The sequence below is a fragment of the Marinobacter shengliensis genome, from assembly GCF_030297115.1.
Taxonomy (GTDB): Bacteria; Pseudomonadota; Gammaproteobacteria; order Pseudomonadales; family Oleiphilaceae; genus Marinobacter; species Marinobacter shengliensis.
Window position 1 is genome coordinate 1,713,039 of sequence record NZ_AP028062.1, and the last position, 25,204, is coordinate 1,738,242.

Here is a 25,204-nt window from a genome sequence, read left to right on the forward strand (position 1 = left end):
TTGTGGTTAAGGAATAGCGGATGAGTGACTGGGAATCGGATAAGGAGCCGGGCTGGGGTGACAAGCCTGCAGAGCCTGAGCAGAGTGCGCCGGCGCGAAAGCGAGGTTTGTTTGGCAGTAAAGAGCCGGCGTTGCCGCCGGAATCGGGGCGCGACTGGCGACTGATCGAGAAGCTGGTGATGTCGCTGCAGGCAGAGCAGCGCCGAAGCCGTCGCTGGGGGATCTTTTTCAAGATTTTGACGTTTGGTTACCTGTTTGCGCTGCTTTTCTTTATACGTTCGCCTCTTGGTGACAGTGTTGATTCCGTTGCCGGTCACCACACCGCATTGGTGGAGGTCAGGGGCACTATTGCCGCAGACGAGCTGGCGAGCGCTGATAACCTGGTGACATCACTGCGCAATGCCTTTGAGGCTGAGCGCTCAAAGGCAGTGGTGTTAAGGATCAACAGCCCCGGCGGCAGCCCGGTGCAGGCAGGCTACGTCTACGATGAAATTAAACGCCTACGGGAAGAGTACCCAGACAAGAAGGTCTACGCGGTTATCTCGGACATAGGCGCCTCTGGTGCTTATTACATCGCGGCGGCGGCTGATGAAATCTACGCCAATCGGGCCAGCCTGGTGGGATCGATCGGCGTTATCGCCGGTGGATTCGGGTTCAGTGAAATGCTGGACAAAATCGGTGTGGATCGCCGCCTTTATACTGCCGGAGAGAGCAAGGCTTTCCTTGACCCGTTCTCGCCTGAGCGCGATGAAGATGTTGCTTTCTGGCAGAGCGTGCTGGAAAACACTCACCAGCAGTTCATTAGTGCCGTAAAAGAGGGCAGGGGTGATCGCCTGGCAGACGACGAGCGGTTGTTCAGCGGTCTGGTGTGGAGTGGCGAGCAAGCTGTTGAGCTGGGGCTGGTGGACGGGCTGGGCAGCACCTCCTGGGTGGCCCGTCAGTTGGTGGGTGAGGAGAAGCTGGTTGACTACAGTCGCCGTCGCTCGCCCTTCCGTGAGCTTGTGGACCAGTTGGGCGTCTCGGTCGGCGAGGGTGTCGCTACCCGTATGTTGGAATCGCGCCTCGAATTGCGTTAACGGCCTGCTGCACCCCGGATTATGGTTCGGGGTGTAGCAGTGGGTTGTTACCGAGCCGGATCAGAATCTCGTTCAGGGCAATCAGTGGCAATCCAATCAGGCTGTTGGGGTCTCGCCCTTCCAACCCCTTGAACAGGGTTATGCCTAACCCCTCCATCTTGAAGCTGCCAGCGCAGTCATAGGGTTGCTCTCGGTGCAGGTAGTTGCTGATTTCCTCCCTGGTAAGGTCGCGGAAATGTGCAATAAAGGTTTCGCAGCAGTGTTCGAGAACGCCTGTCCGGGTATCGAGCACCGCCAGGCCGGTGAGGAAATGCACGCTTTTCCCGCTGCTCCGGCTGAGTTGTTCAAGCGCCCGCTCATGGCTGCCTGGTTTGCTTAACAGTGTGCCGTCCGGCAGGGCGGCGACCTGGTCCGAGCCGATGATGAGTTTTCCGGGGTGCTCCGGTGCAAGCGCCTGGGCTTTTTGGGTGGCCAGTCGAACCGCCAGGGCATCCGGTAGTTCGCCTTGTAGCGGCGATTCGTCGATATTCGGGCTGGCGGTCTCAAAGGGCAGGCCGAGCTGGTCGAGCAGGCGTTTGCGGTAAGGGGATGATGACGCTAGCAAAAGGCCGGGTGAGGTCATGGCTGCCTTATAGAGATGGTGGATTGATGGATCTGTCAGGTTTACCGGTCCATATCGTAAAATACCCCTACACGGAGCGGAACCCCCGACAGAAAGTGGATTAAGTCTTTGACAGAGGCGGGTCGCGCCCCTAAAATTGCGCGCCTATGTCTAAAGCGCCGATCGCCGAACTGCCGAAATCCGTTGACCCTATCCGGTTGGCTGAGCAGAACAGAACACTTGAGGGGGTAGTTCCACTCAAGGGTCTCGCTCGTTTTCGAGAAGCAGTTCCTGGCTTGCAGGATGGCAGTGAATGCCATGTTAAGCTGTCCTTTTATCAGGATAGTGAGCGCCGAAGGGTTGTGTCGGGCGAGCTGTCTGCGCCGGTCACACTGGAGTGCCAGCGTTGCATGACTGATATGCATACGACACTGGAATCCCGTTTTGATCTCGGGTTGGTCATCAACGATGAGCAGGCCCAACGATTGCCGAAAGCACTGGAACCCTTTCTGTTCGAGGACTTCAGCGCAGACTTGTGGGCCATGGTGGAAGACGAGCTATTGCTGGTATTACCACCCTTTCCTCTCCATGAGAGGGACGAATGCCCGGCAAAGGAAGACCTGGAGGCACTGGAACCATCAAACGTTGCCAGTGAGCCAGAGGTAAAGAAAAGAGAAGATAACCCGTTCAGTGTTCTGGCGGGTCTCAAGACGACAAAGCATTAACGTTTTCGTAAATAGGTCAGGAGCATAACCATGGCTGTACAGCAAAATCGCAAGACCCGTTCCAAGCGTGGCATGCGCCGTTCGCACGACGCACTGAGCGCCGCCGCTCTGTCTACAGACGCAACCACCGGCGAAGTTCATCGTCGTCACCACGTCTCTCCGGACGGTTTTTACCGCGGAAAGCAGGTTGTTGAGGCTCGCGACGAGTAAGATCGTCGGGATACCCTTCTGACCCGTGACGCATGGACGAGCGGTGAGTAAACCGGTCACCATTGCTATCGACGCCATGAGCGGTGATCGTGGCGCCGAGGTGGTGGTTCATGCTTCGCTGGAAGCAGTGCGTGAAAATGAGGCCTTGAGTCTTGTTCTGGTGGGAATCCGGAGCGAGCTCGAGGCCTTGTTGATTGATGGGCACGAACGGATTCGCATCGTTGAGGCGGCGGATGTGGTACGCATGAACGAGCGCCCTTCCCACGCCATTCGTCATAAGAAAAACTCCTCCATGGCTATTGCGCTCGGGCTTGTCCGGGACGGCGAGGCCCAGGGGTGTGTCAGTGCTGGCAATACCGGCGCCCTGATGGCGTTCGGCCGGTCGATTATCCGCATGTATCCCGGTATTGAACGGCCGGCCATCGCCAAACTTATTCCTTCCCTCCGTGGCCGTTGCCACGTTCTGGATCTCGGTGCGAATGTCGATTCCACGGCGGAGAACCTGTATCAGTATGCGCTGATGGGGTCGCTCATGGCCTCGGCCATTTGTGCCCAGCCTGAGCCTCGTGTTGCTTTGCTTAATGTTGGCGAGGAAGAGATCAAGGGCAACGAGCAGGTTCGCCTTGCCTCCCATATGTTAGCCCAATGCGACACCATCAATTACATTGGTTATGTCGAGGGCAGTGACCTGTTTCGGGATGTCGCCGATGTAGTAGTCTGTGACGGTTTTGTCGGCAACATTGCATTGAAAACCGGCGAAGGTGTCGCCGGGTTGCTGATCGAGCTTCTTGAGCAGGCATTTACCCGCTCGCTTTATGGTCGCTTTGTGGGCTGGTTGGCAAAACCGATTATTGGCCGCCTCCTTCAGTTGATGGACCCGTCCCGTCATAACGGTGCGAGCCTGCTTGGGCTCCAGGGTGTGGTCATTAAAAGCCATGGCAATGCCAACGAGCGCGCCATGCTGGCCGCTATTCGCCAGGCCGTTCGGGAAGTGGAGCTCGAAGTGCCACGAAGGATCAACGAAAGACTCGATGATCTGATGTTATGATGCCTGTCCCGGTCGGGTCCCGACTAAAGTAGACCCGCATTTTCAGGGTTAATCGCGGATAATTGGCCTGAATTGTACTATTGGCTAATCTCCAGTAACCCATCAATGACGATAAGATTCCGCTTATGAAATCAGCGTTTATTTTCCCCGGACAAGGCTCCCAATCGGTCGGCATGCTTAAGGATGCTGCCGAGGCGTGGCCAATGATCAGCGAAACCTTCGATGAGGCGTCTAACGTTCTTGGCTACGATCTCTGGCACCTGTGCCAGCACGGTCCCGCTGAAGAGCTGAATCAGACCATGGTTACCCAGCCGGCCCTGTTAACCGCCAGTGTTGCCCTGTGGCGCCAGTGGTGTGTCTCGGATGGGCCACGTCCTGATTTCGTCGCAGGTCATAGTCTGGGCGAGTACAGCGCGCTGGTGGCCGCGGAAAGTCTGGACTTCATTGAAGCAGTCAAACTGGTTCAGCTTCGTGGCGAACTTATGCAGGATGCTGTCCCTGCCGGTGAAGGCCGCATGGCTGCCATTCTGGGGCTCGAAGACGCAGACGTTGTTGCGGCCTGTGAAGAGGCGGCCCAGGGCGATGTGGTGGCTGCGGTGAACTTTAACGCCCCGGGGCAGGTGGTTATTGCCGGCTCCGCCGCTGCCGTTGAGCGGGCTATTGAAGCCTGTAAGGGCCGCGGGGCGCGGAAGGCGATGCCGCTGCCGGTGAGTGTGCCGTCCCATTGTGCCCTGATGAAAGGTGCTGCCGAACAGTTGGCCGAAGCCCTGGAAGATGTTCGGTTTAACGATGCTGTCATCCCGGTGGTCCAGAATGTGAATGCTACTGTTGTCAAAGACGCAGACACGCTCAAGAGCAATCTGCTGAAGCAGCTATACTCTCCTGTGTTGTGGACGGACTCGATCCGCACGCTCAGTGATGAAGGAGTGACGGTTGCGGTTGAATGCGGTGCTGGTAAAGTGCTTGCCGGGTTGATCAAGCGGATTGAGCGCGGTTTGCCGGTGCACGGTATTGAAGATCCCGATTCTCTGGCCGGCGCCCTGGCGGCATTCGGCCAGTCCTGATAAACGGAGTTGTTTATGTCTTTGGAAGGCAAGGTTGCGCTGGTTACCGGTGCAAGCCGTGGTATTGGGAAAGCCATTGCCCATGAGCTGGCCCGGCAGGGTGCAGAAGTCATTGGTACCGCGACCAGTGAAGCCGGCGCAGAGGCCATCACCAGTGGACTGAAAGAAGCCGGCTACCAGGGTTATGGCATCGTGATGAACGTAGCCGAACCGGAAAGTATTGAAGCGGGCCTGAAGCAGTTGACTGAACAATCCGGTGCGCCTGCGATCCTGGTCAACAATGCCGGTATCACCCGTGATAACCTGCTGATGCGTCTGAAAGACGATGACTGGGCTGCCGTGCTGGAAACCAACCTTTCCAGTGTGTATCGCACCAGTAAGGCGGTGCTTCGCGGCATGGCCAAGGCCCGTTGGGGCCGGATTATCAACATCAGCTCGGTGGTGGCCGGTATGGGCAACCCCGGGCAGGGTAATTATTGTGCAGCCAAGGCCGGGGTGGAGGGTTTCACTCGTAGCCTGGCGAAAGAGATGTCCAACCGTGGCATTACCGCCAATTGCGTGGCGCCCGGTTTTATTGACACGGATATGACCAAAAAACTGGACGATAAGCAGCGTGAGGCTATGCTGGAAATCATACCGGCTGGTCGTCTCGGGTCACCGGAGGAGGTTGCCTCGGTGGTGGCGTTCCTGGCATCGGAAGGCGCTGCTTACGTTACCGGAGAAACCATTCATGTGAATGGCGGCATGTACATGGGTTAAGCTCGTTGCGGGCTGATGTGCAACCCCTTGTCGCACAACATGTTTGACAGAATCCCTGCTTGTTTGCAGGTAGGGTTTAAACTAAACTGGCAGCCATAGAGTTGCTTGGTTGACACATAAAGTGAGGACATTATGAGTACAGTTGAAGAGCGCGTTAAGAAGATTGTTTGTGAACAGTTGGGCGTGAAAGAGTCCGAGGTTCAGAACACATCTTCTTTTGTAGAGGATCTTGGCGCTGACTCACTGGACACTGTTGAGCTGGTTATGGCCCTGGAAGAGGAATTCGAGACTGAAATTCCTGATGAAGAGGCCGAAAAGCTGGGCACGGTTCAGGACGCGATCGACTACATCGTCGCGCACACCTGATACTCTGCTGATCAGATAGCCAGGCTAAAGCCGTCCTTTGGGGTTGATGAAGGACGGCTTTTTTATTGGTGGAACGAAAGTCTCAGTGTTTGGATGTTACACGGAATAATCGGGTGAACAGGGTTATGAGTAAACGACGGGTTGTTGTCACGGGCATGGGAATGCTGTCTCCGGTGGGGAATGATGTACAGTCGTCATGGGCTGCCATCCGGGCAGGGCGCAGCGGTATCGGGCTGATTGATCGGTTTGATGCAACTGACTATGGCACCCGTATTGGAGGTGCGATAAAGGATCTTGATATTGAACCCTACCTGTCCAGCAAGGAGGCGCGCAAACTGGATGCCTTTATCCACTACGGACTGATTGCTGCCCAGCAGGCGGTGGACGACAGTGGCCTGGAGCAGTTTGGCGATCTCGACAAGGAGCGGGTTGGTATTGCCATCGGATCCGGCATCGGTGGCCTGGAGTACATCGAGAAGAACGTGATCCAGATGGAGAAATCCGGCCCCCGTAAGGTGTCTCCGTTTTTTGTGCCCGCCTCGGTTATCAACATGATCTCTGGCAATGCTGCCATTCGCTTTGGGTACAAGGGGCCGAATATTGCCATTGTCACCGCCTGCACCACCGGCACCCATAATATTGGCTACGCTGCACGGACCATCGCCTATGGCGATGCGGATGTCATGCTGGCTGGTGGCTCGGAAATGGCAACAACCCGCTCTGGCGTGGCGGCCTTTTCGTCGGCCCGTGCTTTATCAACCCGTAACGATGAGCCAGAAAAAGCCAGCCGTCCGTGGGATAAAGGCCGTGACGGTTTCGTATTGAGTGACGGTGCCGGGGTGGTGGTGCTGGAAGAGCTGGAGCATGCTCGGGCTCGCGGAGCCACCATCTATGGCGAGGTGATCGGTTTTGGTATGAGCGATGATGCTCATCACATCACGGCGCCGCCCGCCAGTGGCGAAGGTGCCGGCCGGTCCATGGTCAACGCCATCCGTGACGCAGGTCTGCAACCGGAACAGGTTGACTACATCAATGCCCATGGCACCTCCACCCAGGTCGGGGATGTAGCGGAAGTGGCAGCGGTCAAGTCGGTGTTTGGTGCGCACGCACACAAGCTCGCCATGAGCAGCACCAAGTCTATGACCGGCCACTTGCTGGGGGCCGCTGGCGCTGTCGAAGCCATTTTCTCGATACTGGCCGTGCGTGACGGGGTTTTGCCGCCGACCATCAATCTGGACGAGCCAGACGAGGGCTGTGATCTGGACCTGGTGCCGCATAAGAGCCGAGAGGCGGACGTCCGGATTGCTCTGTCGAATTCGTTCGGTTTTGGCGGCACCAACGGCACGCTGATTGTAAGTCGTTACGAAGACTGACCCTACTGTGTTTGATCTGTATTGGGCTGAAGACGGTGGTGTTCCACCGGGAGACCGGGGCCTTGCCTACGGCGATGGTCTGTTCGAGACCATTGCCATCATGGGCGGTAAGGCCAGCCTGCTGGGTTATCATCTTGACCGGATGGTCCGTGATGCCGGCCGGCTTGCCATCCCGTTGGCGCGCCCGGAACTTGAGGCAGCCTGCGTTCGCGCCCTGGAACGATATTCCGGCCTGTACCCGTCCTTAAACTGGGTGCTCAAGCTGACCCTCACCCGTGGTTCGGGTGGGCGGGGCTACCGCCCGGAGCCCCGCATGAAGCCGTCTCTCATTGTGTCCCATTCCGCTTTCCCCAGTGTTCCCGGGCCGGAAGGTGTGGTGGCCGACTTCTCCCGTGTTCCGCTGACAGTGAACCCGCTTCTGGCCGGGATCAAGTCGTTGAACCGACTTGAGCAGGTGATGGCGGCCAGGGAACTTCAAGGGGATGTCTTTGAAGTGCTGATGAGCAATCGTGATGGCCATGTGGTGGAAGGCACCCGGACCAATCTGTTCATGCTGTTTGAAGACGTATGGCTGACACCGCCCGCTTCAACCCTGGCGGTTGCGGGTGTGATGCGTCGTTACGTGCTTGACCGGCTGAGAATTGCCGGCCACGAATTCCGGGAGATGCCACTGACGCTTGATACACTGTTGGGCGGCAGCTGTCAGGGGCTTTGGCTCAGCAACAGTGTTGTCGGGGTGGTGCCGGTTCGCAATCTGGCCGGGCACGATTTGCCTGTTGACCAGCGACTTGCGACAATCGTTGGTTCACCGGCAAGACTGGATTGATTCGCGTGTTCAAGAAGTTACTGATCGTTGTTGTTGCTGTATTCGTGCTCGCTGCTGCCGGCGGTGGCTTGTGGGTCTGGCAGGGTTTGCAAACCCTGAAGCAACCCGTCGCACTGGACGAGCCGGTGCTGTTTAACGTGCCGGCAGGCACAGGGTTCAGCCGGGTGGCACGGCAGCTGGAGAATGTAGGCTATGTGTCGGATGCGCTCTGGCTCAGGCTCTATGGCCGCCTCTATCCGGACCAGACCAGGATCAAGGCGGGTGACTATGAATTCTTGCCCGGCATGACACCGGTTGCGATGGTAGATGCCATGGTCGAAGGTAAGGTAAAGCTTTGGTCGGTCCAGTTTATCGAAGGCTGGACGTTCCGCGACATGCGTGCTGCGCTGGCGCGTTCTGAGCGGCTCAAAAAGGTCACCAGTGACTGGACTGATGAACAGGTCATGGCGGCGGTTGGCGCGGAAGATCAGCATCCTGAAGGCTGGTTTTTTCCGGATACCTACATGTTCAGCTCCAGTGAGTCTGATCTGGATATTCTCAAGCGTGCCCACAATCGTATGGTGAGCGTGCTTGAGGAAGAATGGCAGAGCCGGGCCGAAGGTTTGCCCTACGATACCCCTTATGAAGCCTTGATCATGGCTTCTATTGTTGAGCGGGAAACTGGTGTGCCCTGGGAGCGTGGGGAAGTGGCGGGCGTGTTTGTGCGGCGACTGCAAAAAGGAATGCGGCTGCAGACCGATCCCACCGTTATCTATGGCATGGGGGACCAGTACCAGGGGCGTATTCGCCGCAGTGACCTTCAGACCTACACCCCCTATAACACTTACCGAATCAACGGTCTTCCGCCCACACCGATTGCGCTGCCCGGGCGGGACTCTGTGCACGCCGCTTTGCATCCGGAGGACGGCGATACCCTCTACTTTGTTGCCCGTGGTGATGGTAGCCACAAGTTCTCCCGAACCCTGGCGGAGCACCAGAAGGCGGTCAGGGAGTATCAGTTGAATCGCCGTGAGGGCTACCGCTCGTTTCCGGCACCGGGAACCCTGAACAACAGCCGGGAAGAATGATGCACAACAGAGGCCGTTTTATTACCTTCGAAGGCACCGAGGGCGTTGGCAAATCCACACAGCTGGAAAACGCTGTGAACACCCTCAAGGACCTTGGCATCGATTTTATCGTTACCCGAGAGCCCGGTGGCACGCCTATGGCGGAAAACATCCGGGAGTTGTTGTTGTCGCCCCGGGAAGAGCCGGTTCATGAAACCACAGAATTGCTGTTGATGTTCGCAGCGAGGGCCCAGCACCTGCATAACCGGATTCTTCCGGCCCTCAACAAGGGGCAGTGGGTACTGTGCGACCGCTTCACCGATGCCACCTTTGCCTATCAGGGCGGCGGCCGGGGTGTGCCCGCCGAGCGTATCGCGTTGCTGGAAACCCTGGTTCAGGGTGAGGTACGGCCAGACCACGTCATCCTGCTGGATGCGCCCGTGGAAACCGGTATGGCCCGGGCGAAAAAGCGGGGAGAGCTCGACCGATTTGAACAGGAAACCCTGGCCTTTTTCCAGCGCATTCGCGATACCTACCTGGCGCGGGCTACGGCGATGCCTGGCAACTACCATGTGGTTAATGCAGCATTGCCGCTGGAGCAGGTATCGGCCAGTGTGTCGGCGTTGTTGGCTGCCCTGGTTAAAATGGCGGAATCCGCCTGATTAACCGGAGTACGGCCATAGTTGCGTCGATTTCGTGCACTTTTTGTAATGTTCTGCTTTAATTGATGTACATTCTCAGTTAACGGCCGGCAGCATTAATGCTCAACGCAAAACTTCTCAAGCTTCCCATCGCCGCTCACCAGCATCGGCACGAACACCACCAGATTGTCATCGGGGTGAGGGGAGAGGCTGAGTTGAGTGTCGGTGGCACCGGGGCTCACCTGGATACCTGGAAAGCCTGTGTTGTGCCCACTGAGGCAAGCCACGATTACTGTGGCGATGATCAGAACCACGTTCTGGTGATCAATCTTGACCCGCTCACCCCCGCTATCAATACGCCGGCCCATGCGGATTACGAACGGATGATGCGGTTTTTCGAGAAGCCGCGCACCCTGCAGATGGACAGTCGGTTACAGGGGCTGGTCCAGTTTACCGCCGGTGAATTTGACCGCGCGCCAGACAACCTCACCCTGCAGCAGCATCTGGCTTCGAGTATTCTTTACTGCATGGCGGACCGCATTGTGGACCGTCAGGTCCAGTCTTCCAGCCGGGCAAGCATCAGCCCAGAGGTGATCCGACGTTATATCCTGGCCAACCTGCATCGAAAAATTACTGTCGAGGAAATGGCCAGTGAGGCGTGCCTCAGTGTCAGTCGATTCCATGAGGTTTTTCGGGAGGTGGCGGGCATAACCCCTCATCAGTTTCTGCTGCAGACCCGCCTTGAGCAGGCCGCTCACCTGCTTGCTTCATCGTCTCTCTCGGTGTCGGAAATAAGCTACCGAACCGGGTTCTCCTCCCAGAGTGCCTTGACCAATGCGTTGCGCAAATACAAGGGCACAACACCCTCCAGATTGCAGATTAATGAAAGTGTTGCCTGAACTGGGCGGTAAATTCGGTAGTCCCGTAGGATTATGCAAAAGAATCGTAGGATTTTGTAAGCCGTAGGTCCGTAGTAATACTAACTTAATGCATCTGTAGAATCGCACTTTTTGCTCGGCAATCCTGGTCGTAAAGGTGTGAATAATAACTATAGTGAAGGAGTGGCTGTGCGGGGGCTTGCCTCGCTCCAATTCGGATGGATTTTGGGTAAACAAGAACAACGGCCAGTCAACCAACAGTGATGTGGTACCTGTGCCTTAAGAGCGGACTCAGTCCGACTCAATAAACCGGAGGAGCCTTATGGCTATTGGCGTTTGGATCAGTCTATTTGCGTATTTTGCGATTATGATCGGCATTGGCGTTTACGCCATGCGGAAAGCCTCGGCGACAGCTGAAGATTATATGTTGGGTGGACGTGGGCTCAGCCCCAAAGTAGCGGCCTTGTCGGCCGGTGCTTCCGACATGAGTGGCTGGCTGCTTCTGGGCTTGCCCGGGGCGTTGTTTGTTACCGGCTTGGCAGACGCCTGGATCGGTATCGGCCTGTTTGTGGGCGCGTTCATCAACTGGGTAATTGTTGCACCCAGATTGCGTGAACAAACTGTTCACTACGGTAATGCCCTGACCATACCTGCCTTTCTGGCAAACCGCTTCCCTACCAAGGCGCTGCCTCTGCGCACGGTATCGGCGATTGTTATTGTTGTATTCTTTGCGGTCTACACGGCATCTGGTCTGGTTGCAGGCGGCAAGCTGTTTGAAAGTGCGTTTTCCGGCATCTTCAACTTCGGCGGTCTGAGCGACTATGGCGTAGGTATCGTGATCACTCTCGGTGTCGTTCTGGCGTACACCGTGGTTGGTGGTTTCCTGGCGGTGAGCATGACCGACTTTGTACAGGGCTGCATCATGATGCTGGCTCTGGTGTTAATGCCGGCAGTGGTATTGTTTGGTGAAGGCGGCGGCGGTTTCGCTCAGGCGTCTGAAACCCTGAACAGCGTTGATCCGACGTTGCTATCGTGGACCGAGGGATTGACACTGATTGGCTGGCTCTCAGCGGTAGCCTGGGGGCTGGGTTACTTCGGCCAGCCGCACATCATTGTGCGTTTCATGGCAATCCGCACCGTGCACGAAGTGTCTGTGGCCCGTAACATCGGCATGTCCTGGATGGCCATCTCTCTGATTGGCGCCATCTCCCTGGGCGTTTTCGGTCGTGCCTATGCTATCCGTAACGGTATGGACGTGGCTGACCCGGAAACCATTTTCATCATCCTGGCGGACCTGCTGTTCCACCCGTTGATCACCGGTTTCCTGTATGCAGCCCTGCTGGCAGCGGTTATGAGTACCATCTCCAGTCAGCTGTTGGTGGCTTCCTCATCCCTGACCGAGGATTTCTACCGCCTGTTCCTGCGTAAAGAGGCTTCCGACAAGGAGTGTGTGAACATCGGCCGTGCCTGTGTTGTGGCGGTGGGTCTGGTTGCAGCGCTCATTGCTTCTGATCCCAACTCTCAGGTTCTGGCGTTGGTCAGTAACGCCTGGGCAGGCTTTGGTGCTGCCTTCGGCCCGCTGATCATTCTCGGCCTGACCTGGTCCCGCACCAACGGCGCTGGCGCACTGGCTGGCCTGATCGTAGGTGCTGTCACGGTAATGGCGTGGATTGCTCTGGGCTGGAACGGCAGCTTTATGGGTGGCCCGGGTGTGTATGAAATCATCCCTGGCTTCATCGCCGCCTTCATCGCCATCGTAGTGGTGACTCTGGCGACCAGCGATGCCGGCGAATACCAGCATATCGAGCGGTAATAGTATTCACTGGTAACAATCAGTGTTCTGACAAGGGCTCCCTACGGGGAGCCCTTTTTTGTACCGGGATTCGGGTTCTGGGGGCGGGTTGCGGGGTGGGTATGTCTTTTCTTCCGGGAAAAACAACTCGCTGCGCTCAGACATCTTTTTCCCTGCAGAAAAGACATACCCACCCCGCACCGGCGTAATACAGGCGCGGATTTCCCCGGGCAGCAATTGTTTTGGTTTACCGGGACACAAAAAAAACGCCAGCCCGAAGGCTGGCGTTTTCAGATCAGAGGTAAGTTACCTCGGAGGGTCTCAGGCTACAGAAGCCTCAGACGCCTTCTTGGTGTACTCGTCCATCTGGTCGAAGTTGAGATACTTGTAGATCTCTTTGGACATGCTGTTCAGGTCCTTGGCGTACTCCATGTACTCCGCCGGAGTCGGGAGTTTGCCCAGTACCGCGCCCACAGCTGCCAGTTCCGCAGAGGTCAGGTACACGTTGGCACCATCACCCAGACGGTTCGGGAAGTTACGGGTAGAGGTAGACAGAACAGTCGACTTCGGCGCTACACGTGCCTGGTTACCCATGCACAGGGAACAGCCCGGCATCTCGGTGCGAACACCGGCGGTGCCGTAGGTGTTGAAGTAGCCTTCTTCCATCAGCTGGGCCTGGTCCATCTTGGTGGGCGGAGACATCCACAGACGGGTGCTCAGGGGGCCTTTGTGCTGCTCAAGCAGTTTGCCGGCGGCACGGAAGTGACCGATGTTGGTCATGCAGGAGCCGATGAACACTTCGTCCACCTTGTCGCCAGCCACTTCGGACAGGAACTTGGCATCGTCCGGGTCGTTCGGGCAGCAAACGATCGGCTCTTTAATGTCGGCCAGGTCGATCTCAACCACGTGAGCGTATTCGGCGTCTTTGTCAGCACGCATCAGCTTCGGATTGGCCAGCCATTCTTCCATCTGCTGGGCACGACGCTCCAGGGTGCGCGGATCGCCGTAACCTTCGGCAATCATCCAGCGCAGCATGGTGATGTTGGAGCGCAGGTACTCGGCAACAGACTCTTCAGACAGGTTGATGGTACAACCTGCTGCGGAACGCTCGGCGGAAGCGTCAGACAGTTCGAACGCCTGCTCAACGGTCAGGTGCTCCAGACCTTCGATTTCCAGGATACGGCCGGAGAATTCGTTGATCTTGCCCTTCTTCTCAACAGTCAGCATGCCTTGCTTGATGCCGTACAGCGGAATGGCGTGTACCAGGTCACGCAGGGTGATGCCCGGCTGCATTTCGCCTTTGAAGCGAACCAGAACCGATTCCGGCATATCCAGCGGCATAACGCCGGTGGCAGCAGCAAACGCAACCAGGCCAGAACCGGCCGGGAAGGAAATGCCCATCGGGAAACGGGTGTGGGAGTCACCACCGGTACCTACGGTGTCCGGCAGCAGCATGCGGTTCAGCCAGGAGTGGATGATACCGTCGCCCGGACGCAGGGAAACACCGCCACGGGTGCGGATGAAGTCCGGCATGGTGTGCTGCATTTCTACGTCTACCGGCTTCGGATAAGCGGCGGTGTGACAGAACGACTGCATCACCAGGTCAGCCTGGAAGCCCAGACACGCCAGGTCTTTCAGCTCGTCACGGGTCATCGGGCCGGTGGTGTCCTGGGAGCCTACGGTGGTCATGTGCGGCTCACAGTAGGTGCCCGGGCGCACGCCCTGGCCTTCATCCAGACCGCAGGCCTTGCCGACCATCTTCTGGCCCAGGGTGAAGCCCTTGGTGCCGGCTTCCGGATCTTTTGGCAGACGGAACAGATCAGTTGCGCCCATGCCCAGTGCGGTACGGGCCTTGGCGGTCAGGCCACGGCCGATGATCAGCGGGATACGGCCGCCAGCCTGAACTTCGTCCAGGATCACGTCAGACTTGAACTTGAACTCGGAGATGGTTTCACCGGCTTCGTTCAGGATCTTGCCTTCGTACGGGCGGATTTCAATCACATCGCCCATGTTCATGTTGTCGACCGGTGCTTCGAATACCAGGGCGCCAGCGTCTTCCATGGTGTTGAAGAAGATCGGGGCAACCTTGTTACCGATACACACACCGCCGGCACGCTTGTTCGGCACGCCCGGGATGTCGTCACCGAAGAACCACAGAACGGAGTTGGTGGCAGACTTACGGGAAGAGCCGGTACCGACTACGTCACCGACGAAAGCAACCGGCAGGCCGCGGGATTTGATTTCGTCGATCTGGCTCATCGGGCCGGTTACGCCGGGCTCTTCGGGCTTCAGGCCGTCGCGCTCCATCTTGTAAGCGGCGCGGGCGTGCAGCGGGATGTCCGGACGGGACCAGGCATCCGGAGCCGGAGACAGGTCGTCGGTGTTGGTTTCGCCAGTCACCTTGAACACCACCATCTTGGTGCTTTCGGGAACCTTGTTCTTCTTGGTGAACCACTCGGCGTTGGCCCAGGACTCAACCACAGACTTGGCAACGGCGTTGCCAGCGTCCATCTTTTCTTTAACGTCGTTGAACGCGTCGAACATCAGCAGGGTGTGCTTGAGTTCTTCACCGGCCAGCTCGGCCAGTTCGCTGTCGTCCAGAAGGTCAACCAGAGTCGCGATGTTGTAGCCGCCCTGCATCATGCCCAGCAGCTGCACAGCTTTCTTTTTGTCGATCAGAGGAGACGTTGCTTCACCCTTAACAATCGCGGTCAGGAACGCAGCTTTAACGTAAGCTGCTTCGTCCACGCCCGGTGGTACGCGGTTTTCCAACAGGTCAACCAGGGTGGCTTCTTCGCCGGCCGGCGGGTTTTTCAGCAGCTCAATCAGACCAGCAGTCTGCTCGGGGTTCAGGGGCTTGGGTGGGATACCCAGGGCTTCACGTTCGGCAACGTGTTCACGGTAGGCTTCTAACACGATATGGACCCTCATCAGTTGGAATGTCCCGCGCCGGAGGCAAGCTTGCCTGGCGGGAGGTTTTTTGGCGAAAAGGCCGCAGGAGCCTCTGAATAACGCCTCAAATCACCGATGGGGTTTCAGGATTTATTCAGAGACTCCTTGATCTGGCGCTGCATTCTATAGGAAACCCCTTATAAAGTTAAGTTGGACAGAGGTCGGAGAGATCTGCTAGCTGCGCTATACTGCCGCGCTTGATGAATCAGACTGCTGCTGAAGCCATGAATGACGCCCTGAAAGAGATACACGAATTTTTGCCCTGCCGCACGCCGGTACAGTGGATTGAGAATGCGCTGGCCAATCAGGATGTGATGCTGATTGACCACGCCCACTGCGAGAAGAAAGCGGCCTCCACCGCGCTGAGCCTGATGTACCGCTATGTGGACAACACCGATCTGCTCAACAAGATGTCCCGCCTGGCCCGGGAGGAGTTGCGGCATTTTGAGCAGGTGCTGGCGATCATGAAGAAGCGGGGGGTGATTTATTCACATCTTTCGCCGGCCCGTTACGCTGCAGGCCTGCGTGAAGCCGTTCGCAAGGATGACCCTGGCCGCTTGGTGGATGTGTTGATTGTAGGCGCCATCATCGAGGCGAGATCCTGTGAACGCTTTGCCGCCCTGGCGCCGCACCTTGATGACAAGCTGGCGGAGTTCTACAACAGTTTGCTGAAATCTGAAGCGCGGCATTACCAGGATTATCTGGTACTGGCACAGCGGGCCAACGGTGGCCCGGTGCAAGATCGGGTGGCGGAGTTTATGGCCATCGAGCAGAAGCTGATTGAAGAGCCGGATACGGAATTCCGGTTTCACAGTGGGCCTCTCGCTTACTGACTCTTCGCCACGGACATTCACAGACGCTCACGGACGAAAGAGAAAAAAATCTCTAAAGCTCCTCACACAGCGTCATCCACCGGGCAATCCCCGCACTTCGGTATTTCTGCTTGTGCAGGATGAAGTAGAAGTGCCGGTCGAACTGGCGGTGAGGGATGGCCAGGGGCACCAGGCTGCCGCGTTTGAAGGCGTCGGCCAGGACCACCTCTGACAGGCAGCCGATGCCCAGGTTGGCTTCTACTGCCCGCTTGATGGCCTCGGTGTGTTCCAGTTCCAGTAGCACGTTCAGGTCTGGCAGTAGCCCGTGCATGCCCCGTTCGAAGCTCTGGCGGGTGCCGGAGCCCTGTTCCCGGAGAATCCAGGTGGCGGCGCGCAGATCGTCGTCGGTCAGTTCGCCCTTGCCGGCCAGCGGGTGGTCAGGGGAGCAGAAGGCCACCAGGCGGTCTTCTCGCCAGGGAATCACTTCCAGCTCCGACGCCTGCAGCTCGCCCTCGATCAAACCGATGTCGAGTTCAAAGTCCCGAACCCGTCTTGCAATGGTGCTGGTGTTGGCAACTTCCAGAGAAACTTTCGGGTGGTTTGGCGAGCTCATGTACTCGGCCATCACGCCTACCGCCAGGTAATTGCCGATAGTGAGTGTGGCGCCCACTTTCAGAGCGCCGACCTCGGAGTGTTTGCTGAAGGCCTGTTCCAGCTCCCTCGCCTGAGCCAGCAGGGCTTCGGCTTTCGGCCGATACAGCCGGCCCAGCTCGTTCAGTTGCAGCCGTTTGCCCACCCGGTCAAACAGCTGGATATCGAATTGGGATTCCAGCTCCTTGAGGGCACTGCTGGCCGCGGATTGCGACATGGCAAGGGATTCCGCCGCCCGGGTAATGTTCTGGAAATGGGCGGCGGCGAGGAAGACCTCGAGTTGGCGGAAGCTGTACTTCATAATCGATCAGGCCGGATAGATGAAAGAAAATGTCCTGTCTGATCGATACGTTAGCCGGTCACTGCCGCCAACACAACCGTGATGGCCGGTTCAGGGGATCATCAGTACCGGGTAGGGGCTGCCGGCCGCCACATGTTCCGTGGTACTGCCGATCATGATCTCCTGAATGGGTGTTGAGCCCCGTTTCCCCATAATGGTCAACAGGGGGCGGGTGTCATTGATGGTTTTCAGGATCTGGTCCACCGGCCGGCCGGTCAGGATATTCCGGTGTACGTTTGGGTGACGCTCTGCCAGTTCATTGATCCTCTGTTCCGTGGCTTCATCAGATTGTTCCGGCTCCTCGGGATGTGCCCATACCACGCGCCCGGTGCGCTGGTTGGCCATGAGCTTTTCAAACACAGCCTGGGCATTGAATGACGCCTTTGATCCATCGGTGGCCAGCAAAATCTCCTCTTCGGCCGCCGGTGGCTCGTCCTGGACCGGAATGATCAATAGCGGAACTTTGGTCATTCGGGCGAGGTTCAGGGCGGTGTTTCCGAAGAACAGTTCCTTGGCTGCCCGATGGCTGCGGTTGCACGCTACGACGCCGTCGGCGTTGAGTTTCTTGGCCAGAGCCTGGACTTCCTGGGCAACAAAGCCCTTGGAAACGTGGGTGGCGGTTTCTATGCCCAGGCTGTTCTTGAGGTGTTCCCCGATCCTCCGTAACCGTTCTGTAGCCGAGCCTTCGGTGTCGTCCGGATGCAGTCGTTTATGGGTCTGCAGGACATAGGTGAGCGTAATCTTCCGGGTGCCCAGGAGTTTGAGCAAAGCTGGCAGCTGTTCCATAGCCTGTTCCCATTCCTTGGTGTAGTCCACGGTCAGAATCAGGTGATCGAGCATGGTGTTCTCCCTGGTGGTTGTTTGTTCTGGGACCAATTTCTTTCAGGCTAGTTCAGGAGTAACCTGAAGACCATGACCCCGGTCAGTTTGTTATCGATGTATATCTATAAAATCGAACACATATATGAGTATTGCCTGTTTTGTCGATTTAACCTGTCGGGTTAAACTTTACCCATTGAATTCCCATATAACCTGTATGAAGTCGCAACAACGAGGCTGCCATGAGTAATCTGATGAAAGAAACGGTCACCAGCGTTCACCACTGGAACGATACTCTGTTCAGTTTCAAGACCAGCCGGGACCCGGGGTTCCGTTTCAAGAACGGGCACTTTGTCATGATTGGTCTGGAAACAGACGGCAAGCCGCTTATGCGGGCCTACAGTATCGCCAGCGCCAACTATGAGGAAGAGCTTGAGTTTTTCTCGATCAAGGTTCCGGACGGCCCACTGACGTCACGACTGCAGAAGATTCAGGTGGGGGATGAAATTCTGGTCAGTCGTAAGCCCACCGGCACCCTGGTGCTGGATAACCTGTTGCCGGGACGCAACCTCTGGCTGATCAGCACCGGCACCGGGCTTGCGCCGTTCATGAGTATTATCAAAGACCCTGAGGTGTATGAAGCCTACGACAAGGTCATCCTGACCCACGGGGTACGGTATGTGTCTGAGCTGGCTTACCAGCAGGATATCCAGGACCTGCCGGAAAACGAGTTTTTCGGTGAGATGGTGCACGGCAAATTGCTGTACTACCCGACGGTCACCCGTGAGCCCTTCCGCAACCAGGGTCGCCTGACCGATGCCATGGAGACTGGCAAGATCACCCGTGATCTCGGTTTGCCCGATTTTGATGTGGAGCAGGATCGCTTCATGATTTGCGGCAGCCCGAGCATGCTCAAGGACACCTGCAGCATTCTCAATAACATGGGCTTCCGTGAGGCTCGCGGCGGCGACATGGGCCACTACGTTATTGAACGGGCGTTTGTGGAGCAGTAAACCGCCTTTGGGCCTGCTGCGGTCTACCTCAGCCAGTTGCGGATCTGCATTGCCAGGCGCTCACCATCGCTGAGCGCCGCGCGCTCTGCCATCAGCTCAGCCAGCACATCCGGGCGGTCGGTAATGATATTATCAACGCCCATATCCAGAAAGCGTGCCATGTCGGACGGTTGATTGACAGTCCACACATGCAGCTCATTGCCCGCCTTGTGCGCCCTGGCGACCGCTGCCGGGGTGGCCCGGTTCAGGCGCAGCGCCAGAATGTCGTAACGATCCTGCCACAAGGGGCCTACCACGAACTGTGCCAGCAACGCGGTTTTCAGGCCCGGTTCCATTTGCTTTGCCAGTTCCAGGCTGGGCCAGTCAGCTGCTGCAATGATAGTGCCTTCCACGGCATTATTTTCTTGCAGGGTCTGGACAACGGCGGTTACCAGTGCCCGCTCGTTGCGGTTCGGTTTCAGGTCAACAAACAGTCGGGCCTGGCCACGGGTGGCCTTGACCGCTTGCTCCAGCGTTGCGATACGCTCATGGGCAAAGTGATCACCAAACCATGAGCCGGCATCCAGATGATGGATGTCGTCATACCGGACATCGCCAATCCGTTCCGGCTTTCCGAATATCCTCGCCATATCCTGGTCGTGCCAGAGCACTGGTACGCCGTCTGCGGTCAGTTGGACATCAATTTCAACGTAGTCGGCACCGTCCTCTACAGCTTGGTGTATGGCGCTGAGAGTATTTTCCGGAGCTTTGAAGGCGCTGCCACGGTGGGCCGTTATGGTCGCTTTGTCTTGCTGGTTCAGCGAGTTGACCACTTGAACGCTTTGGGTCAGTACCAGCGCGATGATCACGACCTCGAGCAGCCAAAGCCGGCGCCCGGTTTTTGCATCCTGTCGGTCCGGAGACGGCTGCTGCCATTGCAGCTTGCGCCCGGGTATTGCTTTGTAGCGGGCGACGATGAGGGTGCCCAGTGTCGAGCTGGCCAGGAAGGTAAGGGCAAGACTGACGAGAAGGTAGCTCCCCACCAACAGGATAACCACGGGCAAGAGGATACTGGCTTTCGCTGGCACAACCCTGAACACACTGGCCGCCAGCAAATCAAACACCAGCGTTACCACGGCCGGCATGGCCAGCACCGCGACAATACCAAGCGACAGGAGACCGACCGTTTCGCGATGAGCGCCGCGGGTGTCGCGGGCACTCTGTTGAAGGGCCGCCATCGGTGTTTGTTGGTCCAGCATCAGGGCCGGGATGGAAAGAATCCAGCGGAGAAACAGGGTGCCGTTGGCCACCACAATGGCACCCAGCATGACCAGACAGAAGCCAAGGAACCACCAGAGAATCGGTGGGCGCTCAAGGTTTAGCAGGTAAGGGTCGAAGTTGTTGAGCAACAGATGTGCGGCGAAGCCCATGGCCGCCAGAAATGGCAAGGCAATCAACAAATGCGCCAGGGTTTGAATGATGGCCAGTAGAGCCAGTTGCGGCAAGCGCCGACCAATCCCCACCAAGGCACGGATGGCTGCCCTCGAGGTGTGATTGCCAGTCTGGGCGGCGATCAAAGTAACCCCGGCCAGTTGGAGGACGATCAGTACCGCTGCAAGTAACAGGGTTACCAGCAGCCAGAGCACGCCGCCCGGCGATGCCAGAAAGTCCAGCAGGCCACCGGTTGTGATGGCCGCGTCACCGGTGAGTGGCCTGAGCAGAGACACCGCGGCAGTAATCAGCGGTGTAAATACCGCGATGGATAAACCGGTGAAGGTCAGGTAGAGCGCAAGCAATGACCGATGATGGTGGCGGAACAGGGCCAAGCCTTGTCTTAGCAGGGGTAGCACGTTATTCGCCTTCCTGGGTCAGCAGTGTGGCTTTCTCCAGCAGTGCCAGGCGCTCATCGAAGGACAGGAAGGGTTCGTCTTCGGTTTGTTGCAGGCTTCCGAACAGTCTGTCTGGATCGAACGCCCAGTTGCTGCAGCGGGTAGTCAATTCGGTACAGGCGAGTAGGGTGCCGGATTCCCGGAGAAAGTACTTCATGCCGGTGTAGGTGTCGGCCAGCATCAGGTCGCGAGCAGGCTCCGTCGGCTCAGACAGCAGGCTTCGGCCAAGCATGTCCCCGGCCAGGTGGCCGTTGCCCGTAGCATCCAGAATGGTCATCGGGATGTCGAACTGGGCAACAATCCGGTTTTCCGGTGCGAATTCACTGAGGTCTGGCCGGCCCGGCGAGCGTATGGCCAGCACGCCGAGGTTGCTGTTCAGCGGCAAGGTCTCATGGTCGTCGCGAACAAAGCCGCCGGATTCATCGGATGTGACAATCACCAGAGTGTTGTCCAGCAGTCCTTCCTGCTCAAGCTGTGTCAGAAAGCGTTCTAGGGAGTTGGCCATGACCACCATGGCCTTTTTGCGAGCCATCTGGGTGGCAGGGAGCCCCGTTGTTTCTTCAGAAGGAGATTGGTTGGCCTGCTCGGCTTCCAGTTCCTGTTCGGCTTCTGGTCCGATGTTGAACGGATGGTGGGTGCCGACATTCAGGGTTGTGACAAACCAGGGGCCGCGTTGGCTATCCAGTTCACTCAGGCGTTCAGCAATGTCCGGGAAGAACGTCGGGTCTGGCGGTCCCCAGCCATCCTGTTCCTGCGCGTGACCAAATGCCTCTGCGCCGGTGACGTTCTCATAGCCCGCCCGGGGCATGAACTGATCTTTTTTCATGTATTCGATTGGCGCAGCTTGCCAGTAAGCGGTGGTGTAGCCCTGATCTTTCAGCTTCCCCGGAAGGCAGTCGGGATTGGCTTTGTCTTCCGCGACGGCCAACATCTTCTCCGATGGCCGGCGCAAGTCGGGGTAGCGCCCACACACCAGGGCAAAGGTGCCGCGATCCGTCTGCCGTTCCATGCTCAGCACGTTGTTGTAGACCCGGAAACCGAAGGCGTCGAACGTCGCCTCCAGAGTGTCGAGAGAGACGATGGGCTGAAGGTTGTGATATTGGCTGATTTTCGGCAGGTAGCCTCCGGACAGCCCCTCGATCATGATCAACAGAACATTGGGTGGCTCGGGATTCTGAAAGTTGCTGGTTTGTTGGTGGAAAAAGTTTGTTCGTCTGTCCAGTTGCTCACTGAGTTCAGTGGTTTCGTCACCGATAGCAGTGCCAACCGGATTGAGCAACGTACCTGGAACCTGGGCGACAGTGCTGGCCACCACATTATTGGCGGGTGTCGTCAGGCTCGGAAACGACAGAGTGTAGAGGCCGGTGACCAGAACGGCGGAACTGATAAGCAGGACTGGCGCACGCTCTGAAGTGGGCACCCATTTTCGATGCAGCCAGTGCAACAGCCAGGCCAGCACGAGGTAGCCCGGGAGGGTTATCAGATAGATGTTGAGCAGGCTGCCGGTAATGAACGTGCTGTCCATACCCTTGCCGGCAAAGGCCAGTTGGAAAAGCGTTCCATGGGCCGTCAGGTGCATGCCGGCCACATAGAGTGCGACGCCCAGGGCGGTGATCAACAGGGCGCGGACAACGCCAACCGATAGATGCAGGAATACGGCCAGCAAAAAAGCCCCGGCAACGTCGCCGCCCAGGGTACCGGGCAGGCTCGGGAGTACCCCGCTTTGAATGATCAGCAGGCCGCGAATCACTGCCAGCCAGATCCAGGCAAGGAAGAAGGTGCGTATGAAACAGGCTGCAAGAGAAGCCCGGTTCCCTGTCATAGGGTTCACTCGTGTCAGTTGCGTTATATGAACAGTATGAGGCAAGAGGCTTGTGCTTCAACCGCTGGAGCTTGCTAAGGTAACGGATCAGATGGCCGGGAAGTTTCTGAAAATTCCTTCGTTATCAGAGCCTTTGTCAGAAAATCATCACTACGGGAAGCGCAGGGGAATGAAAAAAAGTGTCCAAATCGTAATTGCGGGAGCCATCGCGGTGGTGTGCGGCGCGTTTCTCGGCAGTCTGGTGCAGACTCAGTTCAACCTGTCGGCGTTGTCGGCCCTTGGGGCCTCGTTCAGCCTGGTGGATCGCCTCGTTGTCATGGGGCAGGACCTGGTTGGGTTCGCGCCTGTCTATGGGGTGCTGCTGGCCGCTGCATTGGTTCCGGGCTTCCTGGTAACTGCGGGATTGCTCCGGTTGTTGGGCTGGCCCTACCGGGATTTCTGGTATGCCCTTGGTGGAGCTCTTGCGTTGTGGGCAACGCTGGCCCTGGTTGATGTGTTGGCGCCCATGCCGACACTGATCGCAGCAACCCGAACCCTGCCCGGGCTGTTGGCGATGCTGGGGACCGCAGCAGTAGCGGGATGGGTGTTTGCGCAACTGACGGGCAAGATGACCATGACCGTGGCCCGTCATGGTCTGATAGCACCTTTCTTGGTATTGGCCGGCGTGGGCGCTCCGGAGCCGACATTGGCCCAGGAAGCGGCCGATTATCGGATAGACGTGGTCGCTGAAGGGCTTGATCACCCGTGGTCGTTGGCATTCCTGCCAGGGGGTGATTTTCTGGTGACCGAGCGCGCTGGAGAACTGAAAAAAGTATCGCCGGATGGGCATCAGGTGCAGGTGTCGGGTGTCCCGGACGTATTCGCCTCCGGCCAGGCCGGATTGTTTGATGTGCTACTCGAGCCCGGCTTTGATGGCAGGGCGGGGGATGATCGACGTCGTGGTGTGTTCCTCGCCTATGCCTGTGGCACGGTTCGGGAAAATCATCTGTGCGTCGCCCGTGGCCAGCTTGTAGGAAGCGAACTGATGCAAGTGCGGGAAATCTTCAGGGCCAGGCCGGGTAAATATGGTGATGCCCATTACGGTGGGCGCATGGCCTGGCTGGCCGACGGCACCTTGCTGGTAACCCTGGGGGATGGCTTCGATTTTCGGGAGGAAGCACAGAAACTGTCCAGCCATCTGGGCACCATCGTGCGACTGAATCCGGACGGTTCCATTCCGGCGGATAATCCGTTCGTACAGGTGGACGGCGCTCTGCCGGAGATCTTCAGCCTGGGGCATCGAAATGTTCAGGGGCTGGTCTACGATGCCGGTAATGACCGGGTCATCGCTCACGAACACGGCCCCCGTGGCGGTGACGAGATCAACCTGATCGAGGCCGGGCGCAATTACGGCTGGCCGTTGGCCACCGATGGCCGTGACTATACCGGTGCCATGGTAACGCCATTCAAACGATACGAGGGTACCGAGCAACCCCTGTGGTCATGGACGCCGTCCATCGCACCATCGGGCCTGACATTGTATGACGGCCATCAGTTCCCCCATTGGCGAGGCAACCTGTTTGTCGGCGCCCTGGCCAATAAGAGTGTGCATCGGGTTGTTCTCAGCGAGGGCCGGGTTGTGGAAAGCGAGCGCCTGTTTTCTGAGCTTGGTGAGCGTATCCGCGATGTGCGGCAAGGGCCCGACGGCGCCCTGTATCTCTTGACCGACTCAGCCGATGGGCGGTTGCTGCGAGTGTCGGGCCAGGTGCTGGAGCAGGCACAGACCATGACGTTGACGGCCGAAGAGCTGGCCTGGGTTGGAGAACGAATTTTCCGAAACGAATGTGCCGGGCGGCATGAATGCCTGGTGCACTGGAATGAGGGCGAAGCGTTTCCTTCGTTGGGGATTGGCCACTTTATCTGGTATCCGGAGGGCGAAAGCGGACGTTTTACCGAGAGTTTCCCGGCGCTTCTGGACTTTATGGTTGATCGCGGTGTGCAGCTTCCCGGCTGGCTGGAAGACGCCCGCACCCAAGGCGCGCCCTGGCCAGACCGTGCCGGTTTTCTCAGTAGTTCGAGTGCGACCGATGAGGTAAAGGCGCTGCGGGCACTCCTGTATGAAACCCGCGGTTATCAGGTGCGCTTTATCCAGGAACGCGCCGCCCGCTCCCTGGAAACGGTGGTTAATGCCGCGCCCGAAGCGCAGCGGCCGGTTATTCGGGAACGCTTGTGGCAGCTTGGGCAAACGCCCGGTGGTGTCTACGCGTTGATGGACTACGTCAACTTCAAGGGCGAAGGGCTTTCAGAAACGGAGCGCTATGAGGGCGAAGGTTGGGGGTTGTTGCAGGTCTTGCAGGCTATGGATAAGAGCCCGGGGCTTCGCCCGCTGGATCGCTTTCGAGAGGCCGCGGGCCGGGTGCTTACCCGGCGCGCCGAGCTGGCAGAGCAGGCCATAGAGCGGGAACGCTGGTTGCCGGGTTGGCTGCGCCGTCTGGAAACCTATCGGGAGCCCACCGACGGGTAAGGCCTGAGGAAGGGGCGAC

At 57.8% G+C, this 25,204-nt stretch carries 22 protein-coding genes; 16 read left to right on the plus strand and 6 right to left on the minus strand.

Translation table 11 applies throughout. The features are described from left to right. Positions 1-20 precede the first annotated feature (20 nt). The gene (locus QUE75_RS07820; protein WP_138436480.1) at positions 21-1,076 is read left to right on the plus strand and encodes a S49 family peptidase; all 1,056 of its coding nucleotides are present in this window, start codon (positions 21-23) and stop codon (positions 1,074-1,076) included. A gap of 19 nt (positions 1,077-1,095) precedes the next feature. Here the strand turns inward: QUE75_RS07820 and QUE75_RS07825 are convergent, their stop codons facing one another. Then, complete coding sequence (locus tag QUE75_RS07825; RefSeq protein WP_106695476.1) at positions 1,096-1,698, minus strand: Maf family protein; 603 nt, start codon at positions 1,696-1,698, stop codon at positions 1,096-1,098. Positions 1,699-1,844: 146 nt separating this feature from the next. Here QUE75_RS07825 and QUE75_RS20560 point away from each other — a divergent pair, with 146 nt between their 5' ends. The 12 genes from QUE75_RS20560 to putP all read left to right on the plus strand — a co-directional run bounded on the left by QUE75_RS20560 (position 1,845) and on the right by putP (position 12,426). Beyond that, entirely contained in the window at positions 1,845-2,402 is a 558-nt protein-coding gene (locus QUE75_RS20560) for a YceD family protein (protein ID WP_286921253.1), read from the plus strand. Positions 2,403-2,432: 30 nt separating this feature from the next. After that, positions 2,433-2,612 (plus strand): 50S ribosomal protein L32, encoded by a 180-nt coding sequence (gene rpmF, locus QUE75_RS07835; RefSeq protein ID WP_011785345.1) that lies wholly within the window; start codon positions 2,433-2,435, stop codon positions 2,610-2,612. Positions 2,613-2,688: 76 nt separating this feature from the next. After that, positions 2,689-3,660 carry a phosphate acyltransferase PlsX gene (plsX, locus tag QUE75_RS07840; RefSeq protein ID WP_058090438.1) on the plus strand — a complete coding sequence of 324 codons (972 nt, stop codon included), beginning with the start codon at positions 2,689-2,691 and terminating at the stop codon, positions 3,658-3,660. A 125-nt stretch (positions 3,661-3,785) separates the two neighbouring features. Further along, positions 3,786-4,724 (plus strand): ACP S-malonyltransferase, encoded by a 939-nt coding sequence (gene fabD / locus QUE75_RS07845; protein ID WP_230712693.1) that lies wholly within the window; start codon positions 3,786-3,788, stop codon positions 4,722-4,724. Between the two features lie 15 nt (positions 4,725-4,739). Then, positions 4,740-5,483 (plus strand): 3-oxoacyl-ACP reductase FabG, encoded by a 744-nt coding sequence (fabG, locus tag QUE75_RS07850; protein WP_061331907.1) that lies wholly within the window; start codon positions 4,740-4,742, stop codon positions 5,481-5,483. Between the two features lie 132 nt (positions 5,484-5,615). Further along, positions 5,616-5,849 carry an acyl carrier protein gene (gene acpP, locus QUE75_RS07855; protein WP_008938713.1) on the plus strand — a complete coding sequence of 78 codons (234 nt, stop codon included), beginning with the start codon at positions 5,616-5,618 and terminating at the stop codon, positions 5,847-5,849. A gap of 125 nt (positions 5,850-5,974) precedes the next feature. Continuing rightward, positions 5,975-7,222 (plus strand): beta-ketoacyl-ACP synthase II, encoded by a 1,248-nt coding sequence (fabF, locus tag QUE75_RS07860; RefSeq protein WP_061331908.1) that lies wholly within the window; start codon positions 5,975-5,977, stop codon positions 7,220-7,222. 7 nt (positions 7,223-7,229) lie between these two features. Beyond that, complete coding sequence (gene pabC, locus QUE75_RS07865; protein WP_286254920.1) at positions 7,230-8,048, plus strand: aminodeoxychorismate lyase; 819 nt, start codon at positions 7,230-7,232, stop codon at positions 8,046-8,048. 5 nt (positions 8,049-8,053) lie between these two features. Further along, on the plus strand, positions 8,054-9,115 hold the full coding sequence (mltG, locus tag QUE75_RS07870) for an endolytic transglycosylase MltG (RefSeq protein ID WP_286254923.1): 1,062 nt from the start codon (positions 8,054-8,056) through the stop codon (positions 9,113-9,115). After that, positions 9,115-9,756, plus strand: coding sequence for a dTMP kinase (gene tmk / locus QUE75_RS07875; RefSeq protein WP_286255634.1), 642 nt, complete (start codon positions 9,115-9,117; stop codon positions 9,754-9,756). The genes mltG and tmk overlap by 1 nt, the downstream gene beginning before the upstream one ends. A 98-nt stretch (positions 9,757-9,854) precedes the next feature. Then, positions 9,855-10,634 (plus strand): AraC family transcriptional regulator, encoded by a 780-nt coding sequence (locus QUE75_RS07880; protein ID WP_061331911.1) that lies wholly within the window; start codon positions 9,855-9,857, stop codon positions 10,632-10,634. 301 nt (positions 10,635-10,935) lie between these two features. After that, positions 10,936-12,426, plus strand: coding sequence for a sodium/proline symporter PutP (putP, locus tag QUE75_RS07885; protein ID WP_286254925.1), 1,491 nt, complete (start codon positions 10,936-10,938; stop codon positions 12,424-12,426). 300 nt (positions 12,427-12,726) lie between these two features. On the opposite strand, the gene QUE75_RS07890 is transcribed toward putP, so the two are convergent. After that, positions 12,727-15,321, minus strand: a complete 2,595-nt coding sequence (locus QUE75_RS07890; protein WP_286255636.1) for a bifunctional aconitate hydratase 2/2-methylisocitrate dehydratase — start codon at positions 15,319-15,321, stop codon at positions 12,727-12,729. A gap of 260 nt (positions 15,322-15,581) precedes the next feature. Between QUE75_RS07890 and miaE the strand changes: the two genes are divergently transcribed. Next, complete coding sequence (miaE, locus tag QUE75_RS07895; RefSeq protein ID WP_072678239.1) at positions 15,582-16,190, plus strand: tRNA-(ms[2]io[6]A)-hydroxylase; 609 nt, start codon at positions 15,582-15,584, stop codon at positions 16,188-16,190. A gap of 52 nt (positions 16,191-16,242) precedes the next feature. Here miaE and QUE75_RS07900 read toward each other — a convergent pair whose 3' ends face one another. Beyond that, positions 16,243-17,121 (minus strand): LysR family transcriptional regulator, encoded by an 879-nt coding sequence (locus tag QUE75_RS07900; RefSeq protein ID WP_061330953.1) that lies wholly within the window; start codon positions 17,119-17,121, stop codon positions 16,243-16,245. A 90-nt stretch (positions 17,122-17,211) separates the two neighbouring features. After that, positions 17,212-18,000 (minus strand): universal stress protein, encoded by a 789-nt coding sequence (locus tag QUE75_RS07905; protein WP_286254928.1) that lies wholly within the window; start codon positions 17,998-18,000, stop codon positions 17,212-17,214. 221 nt (positions 18,001-18,221) lie between these two features. On the opposite strand from QUE75_RS07905, the gene QUE75_RS07910 reads away from it, so the two are divergent. Beyond that, positions 18,222-18,992: a ferredoxin--NADP reductase gene (locus QUE75_RS07910; protein ID WP_061330955.1), complete on the plus strand. Its 771-nt coding sequence runs from the start codon at positions 18,222-18,224 to the stop codon at positions 18,990-18,992. Positions 18,993-19,015: 23 nt separating this feature from the next. Here the strand turns inward: QUE75_RS07910 and QUE75_RS07915 are convergent, their stop codons facing one another. Together QUE75_RS07915 and QUE75_RS07920 are read right to left on the minus strand one after the other, a co-directional pair. Beyond that, entirely contained in the window at positions 19,016-20,797 is a 1,782-nt protein-coding gene (locus QUE75_RS07915) for a glycerophosphodiester phosphodiesterase family protein (protein ID WP_286254933.1), read from the minus strand. A gap of 25 nt (positions 20,798-20,822) precedes the next feature. Continuing rightward, entirely contained in the window at positions 20,823-22,682 is a 1,860-nt protein-coding gene (locus tag QUE75_RS07920) for an LTA synthase family protein (RefSeq protein ID WP_152437905.1), read from the minus strand. A 169-nt stretch (positions 22,683-22,851) separates the two neighbouring features. On the opposite strand from QUE75_RS07920, the gene QUE75_RS07925 reads away from it, so the two are divergent. Continuing rightward, positions 22,852-25,185 carry a PQQ-dependent sugar dehydrogenase gene (locus tag QUE75_RS07925; protein ID WP_286254937.1) on the plus strand — a complete coding sequence of 778 codons (2,334 nt, stop codon included), beginning with the start codon at positions 22,852-22,854 and terminating at the stop codon, positions 25,183-25,185. Positions 25,186-25,204: the final 19 nt, after the last annotated feature.

Excerpts from the sequence above, each read along its gene's own strand:
- QUE75_RS07900 (WP_061330953.1), bottom strand. The coding sequence starts at position 17,121 with ATGAAGTACAGCTTCCGCCAACTCGAGGTCTTCCTCGCCGCCGCCCAT.
- putP (WP_286254925.1), top strand. The coding sequence starts at position 10,936 with ATGGCTATTGGCGTTTGGATCAGTCTATTTGCGTATTTTGCGATTATG.
- fabG (WP_061331907.1), top strand. The coding sequence starts at position 4,740 with ATGTCTTTGGAAGGCAAGGTTGCGCTGGTTACCGGTGCAAGCCGTGGT.
- fabF (WP_061331908.1), top strand. The coding sequence starts at position 5,975 with ATGAGTAAACGACGGGTTGTTGTCACGGGCATGGGAATGCTGTCTCCG.
- acpP (WP_008938713.1), top strand. The coding sequence starts at position 5,616 with ATGAGTACAGTTGAAGAGCGCGTTAAGAAGATTGTTTGTGAACAGTTG.
- plsX (WP_058090438.1), top strand. The coding sequence starts at position 2,689 with ATGAGCGGTGATCGTGGCGCCGAGGTGGTGGTTCATGCTTCGCTGGAA.
- QUE75_RS07925 (WP_286254937.1), top strand. The coding sequence starts at position 22,852 with ATGAAAAAAAGTGTCCAAATCGTAATTGCGGGAGCCATCGCGGTGGTG.
- miaE (WP_072678239.1), top strand. The coding sequence starts at position 15,582 with ATGAATGACGCCCTGAAAGAGATACACGAATTTTTGCCCTGCCGCACG.
- QUE75_RS07905 (WP_286254928.1), bottom strand. The coding sequence starts at position 18,000 with ATGCTCGATCACCTGATTCTGACCGTGGACTACACCAAGGAATGGGAA.
- QUE75_RS07820 (WP_138436480.1), top strand. The coding sequence starts at position 21 with ATGAGTGACTGGGAATCGGATAAGGAGCCGGGCTGGGGTGACAAGCCT.
- fabD (WP_230712693.1), top strand. The coding sequence starts at position 3,786 with ATGAAATCAGCGTTTATTTTCCCCGGACAAGGCTCCCAATCGGTCGGC.
- QUE75_RS07920 (WP_152437905.1), bottom strand. The coding sequence starts at position 22,682 with ATGACAGGGAACCGGGCTTCTCTTGCAGCCTGTTTCATACGCACCTTC.
- QUE75_RS07880 (WP_061331911.1), top strand. The coding sequence starts at position 9,855 with ATGCTCAACGCAAAACTTCTCAAGCTTCCCATCGCCGCTCACCAGCAT.
- QUE75_RS20560 (WP_286921253.1), top strand. The coding sequence starts at position 1,845 with ATGTCTAAAGCGCCGATCGCCGAACTGCCGAAATCCGTTGACCCTATC.
- QUE75_RS07910 (WP_061330955.1), top strand. The coding sequence starts at position 18,222 with ATGAGTAATCTGATGAAAGAAACGGTCACCAGCGTTCACCACTGGAAC.
- rpmF (WP_011785345.1), top strand. The coding sequence starts at position 2,433 with ATGGCTGTACAGCAAAATCGCAAGACCCGTTCCAAGCGTGGCATGCGC.
- QUE75_RS07825 (WP_106695476.1), bottom strand. The coding sequence starts at position 1,698 with ATGACCTCACCCGGCCTTTTGCTAGCGTCATCATCCCCTTACCGCAAA.
- tmk (WP_286255634.1), top strand. The coding sequence starts at position 9,115 with ATGCACAACAGAGGCCGTTTTATTACCTTCGAAGGCACCGAGGGCGTT.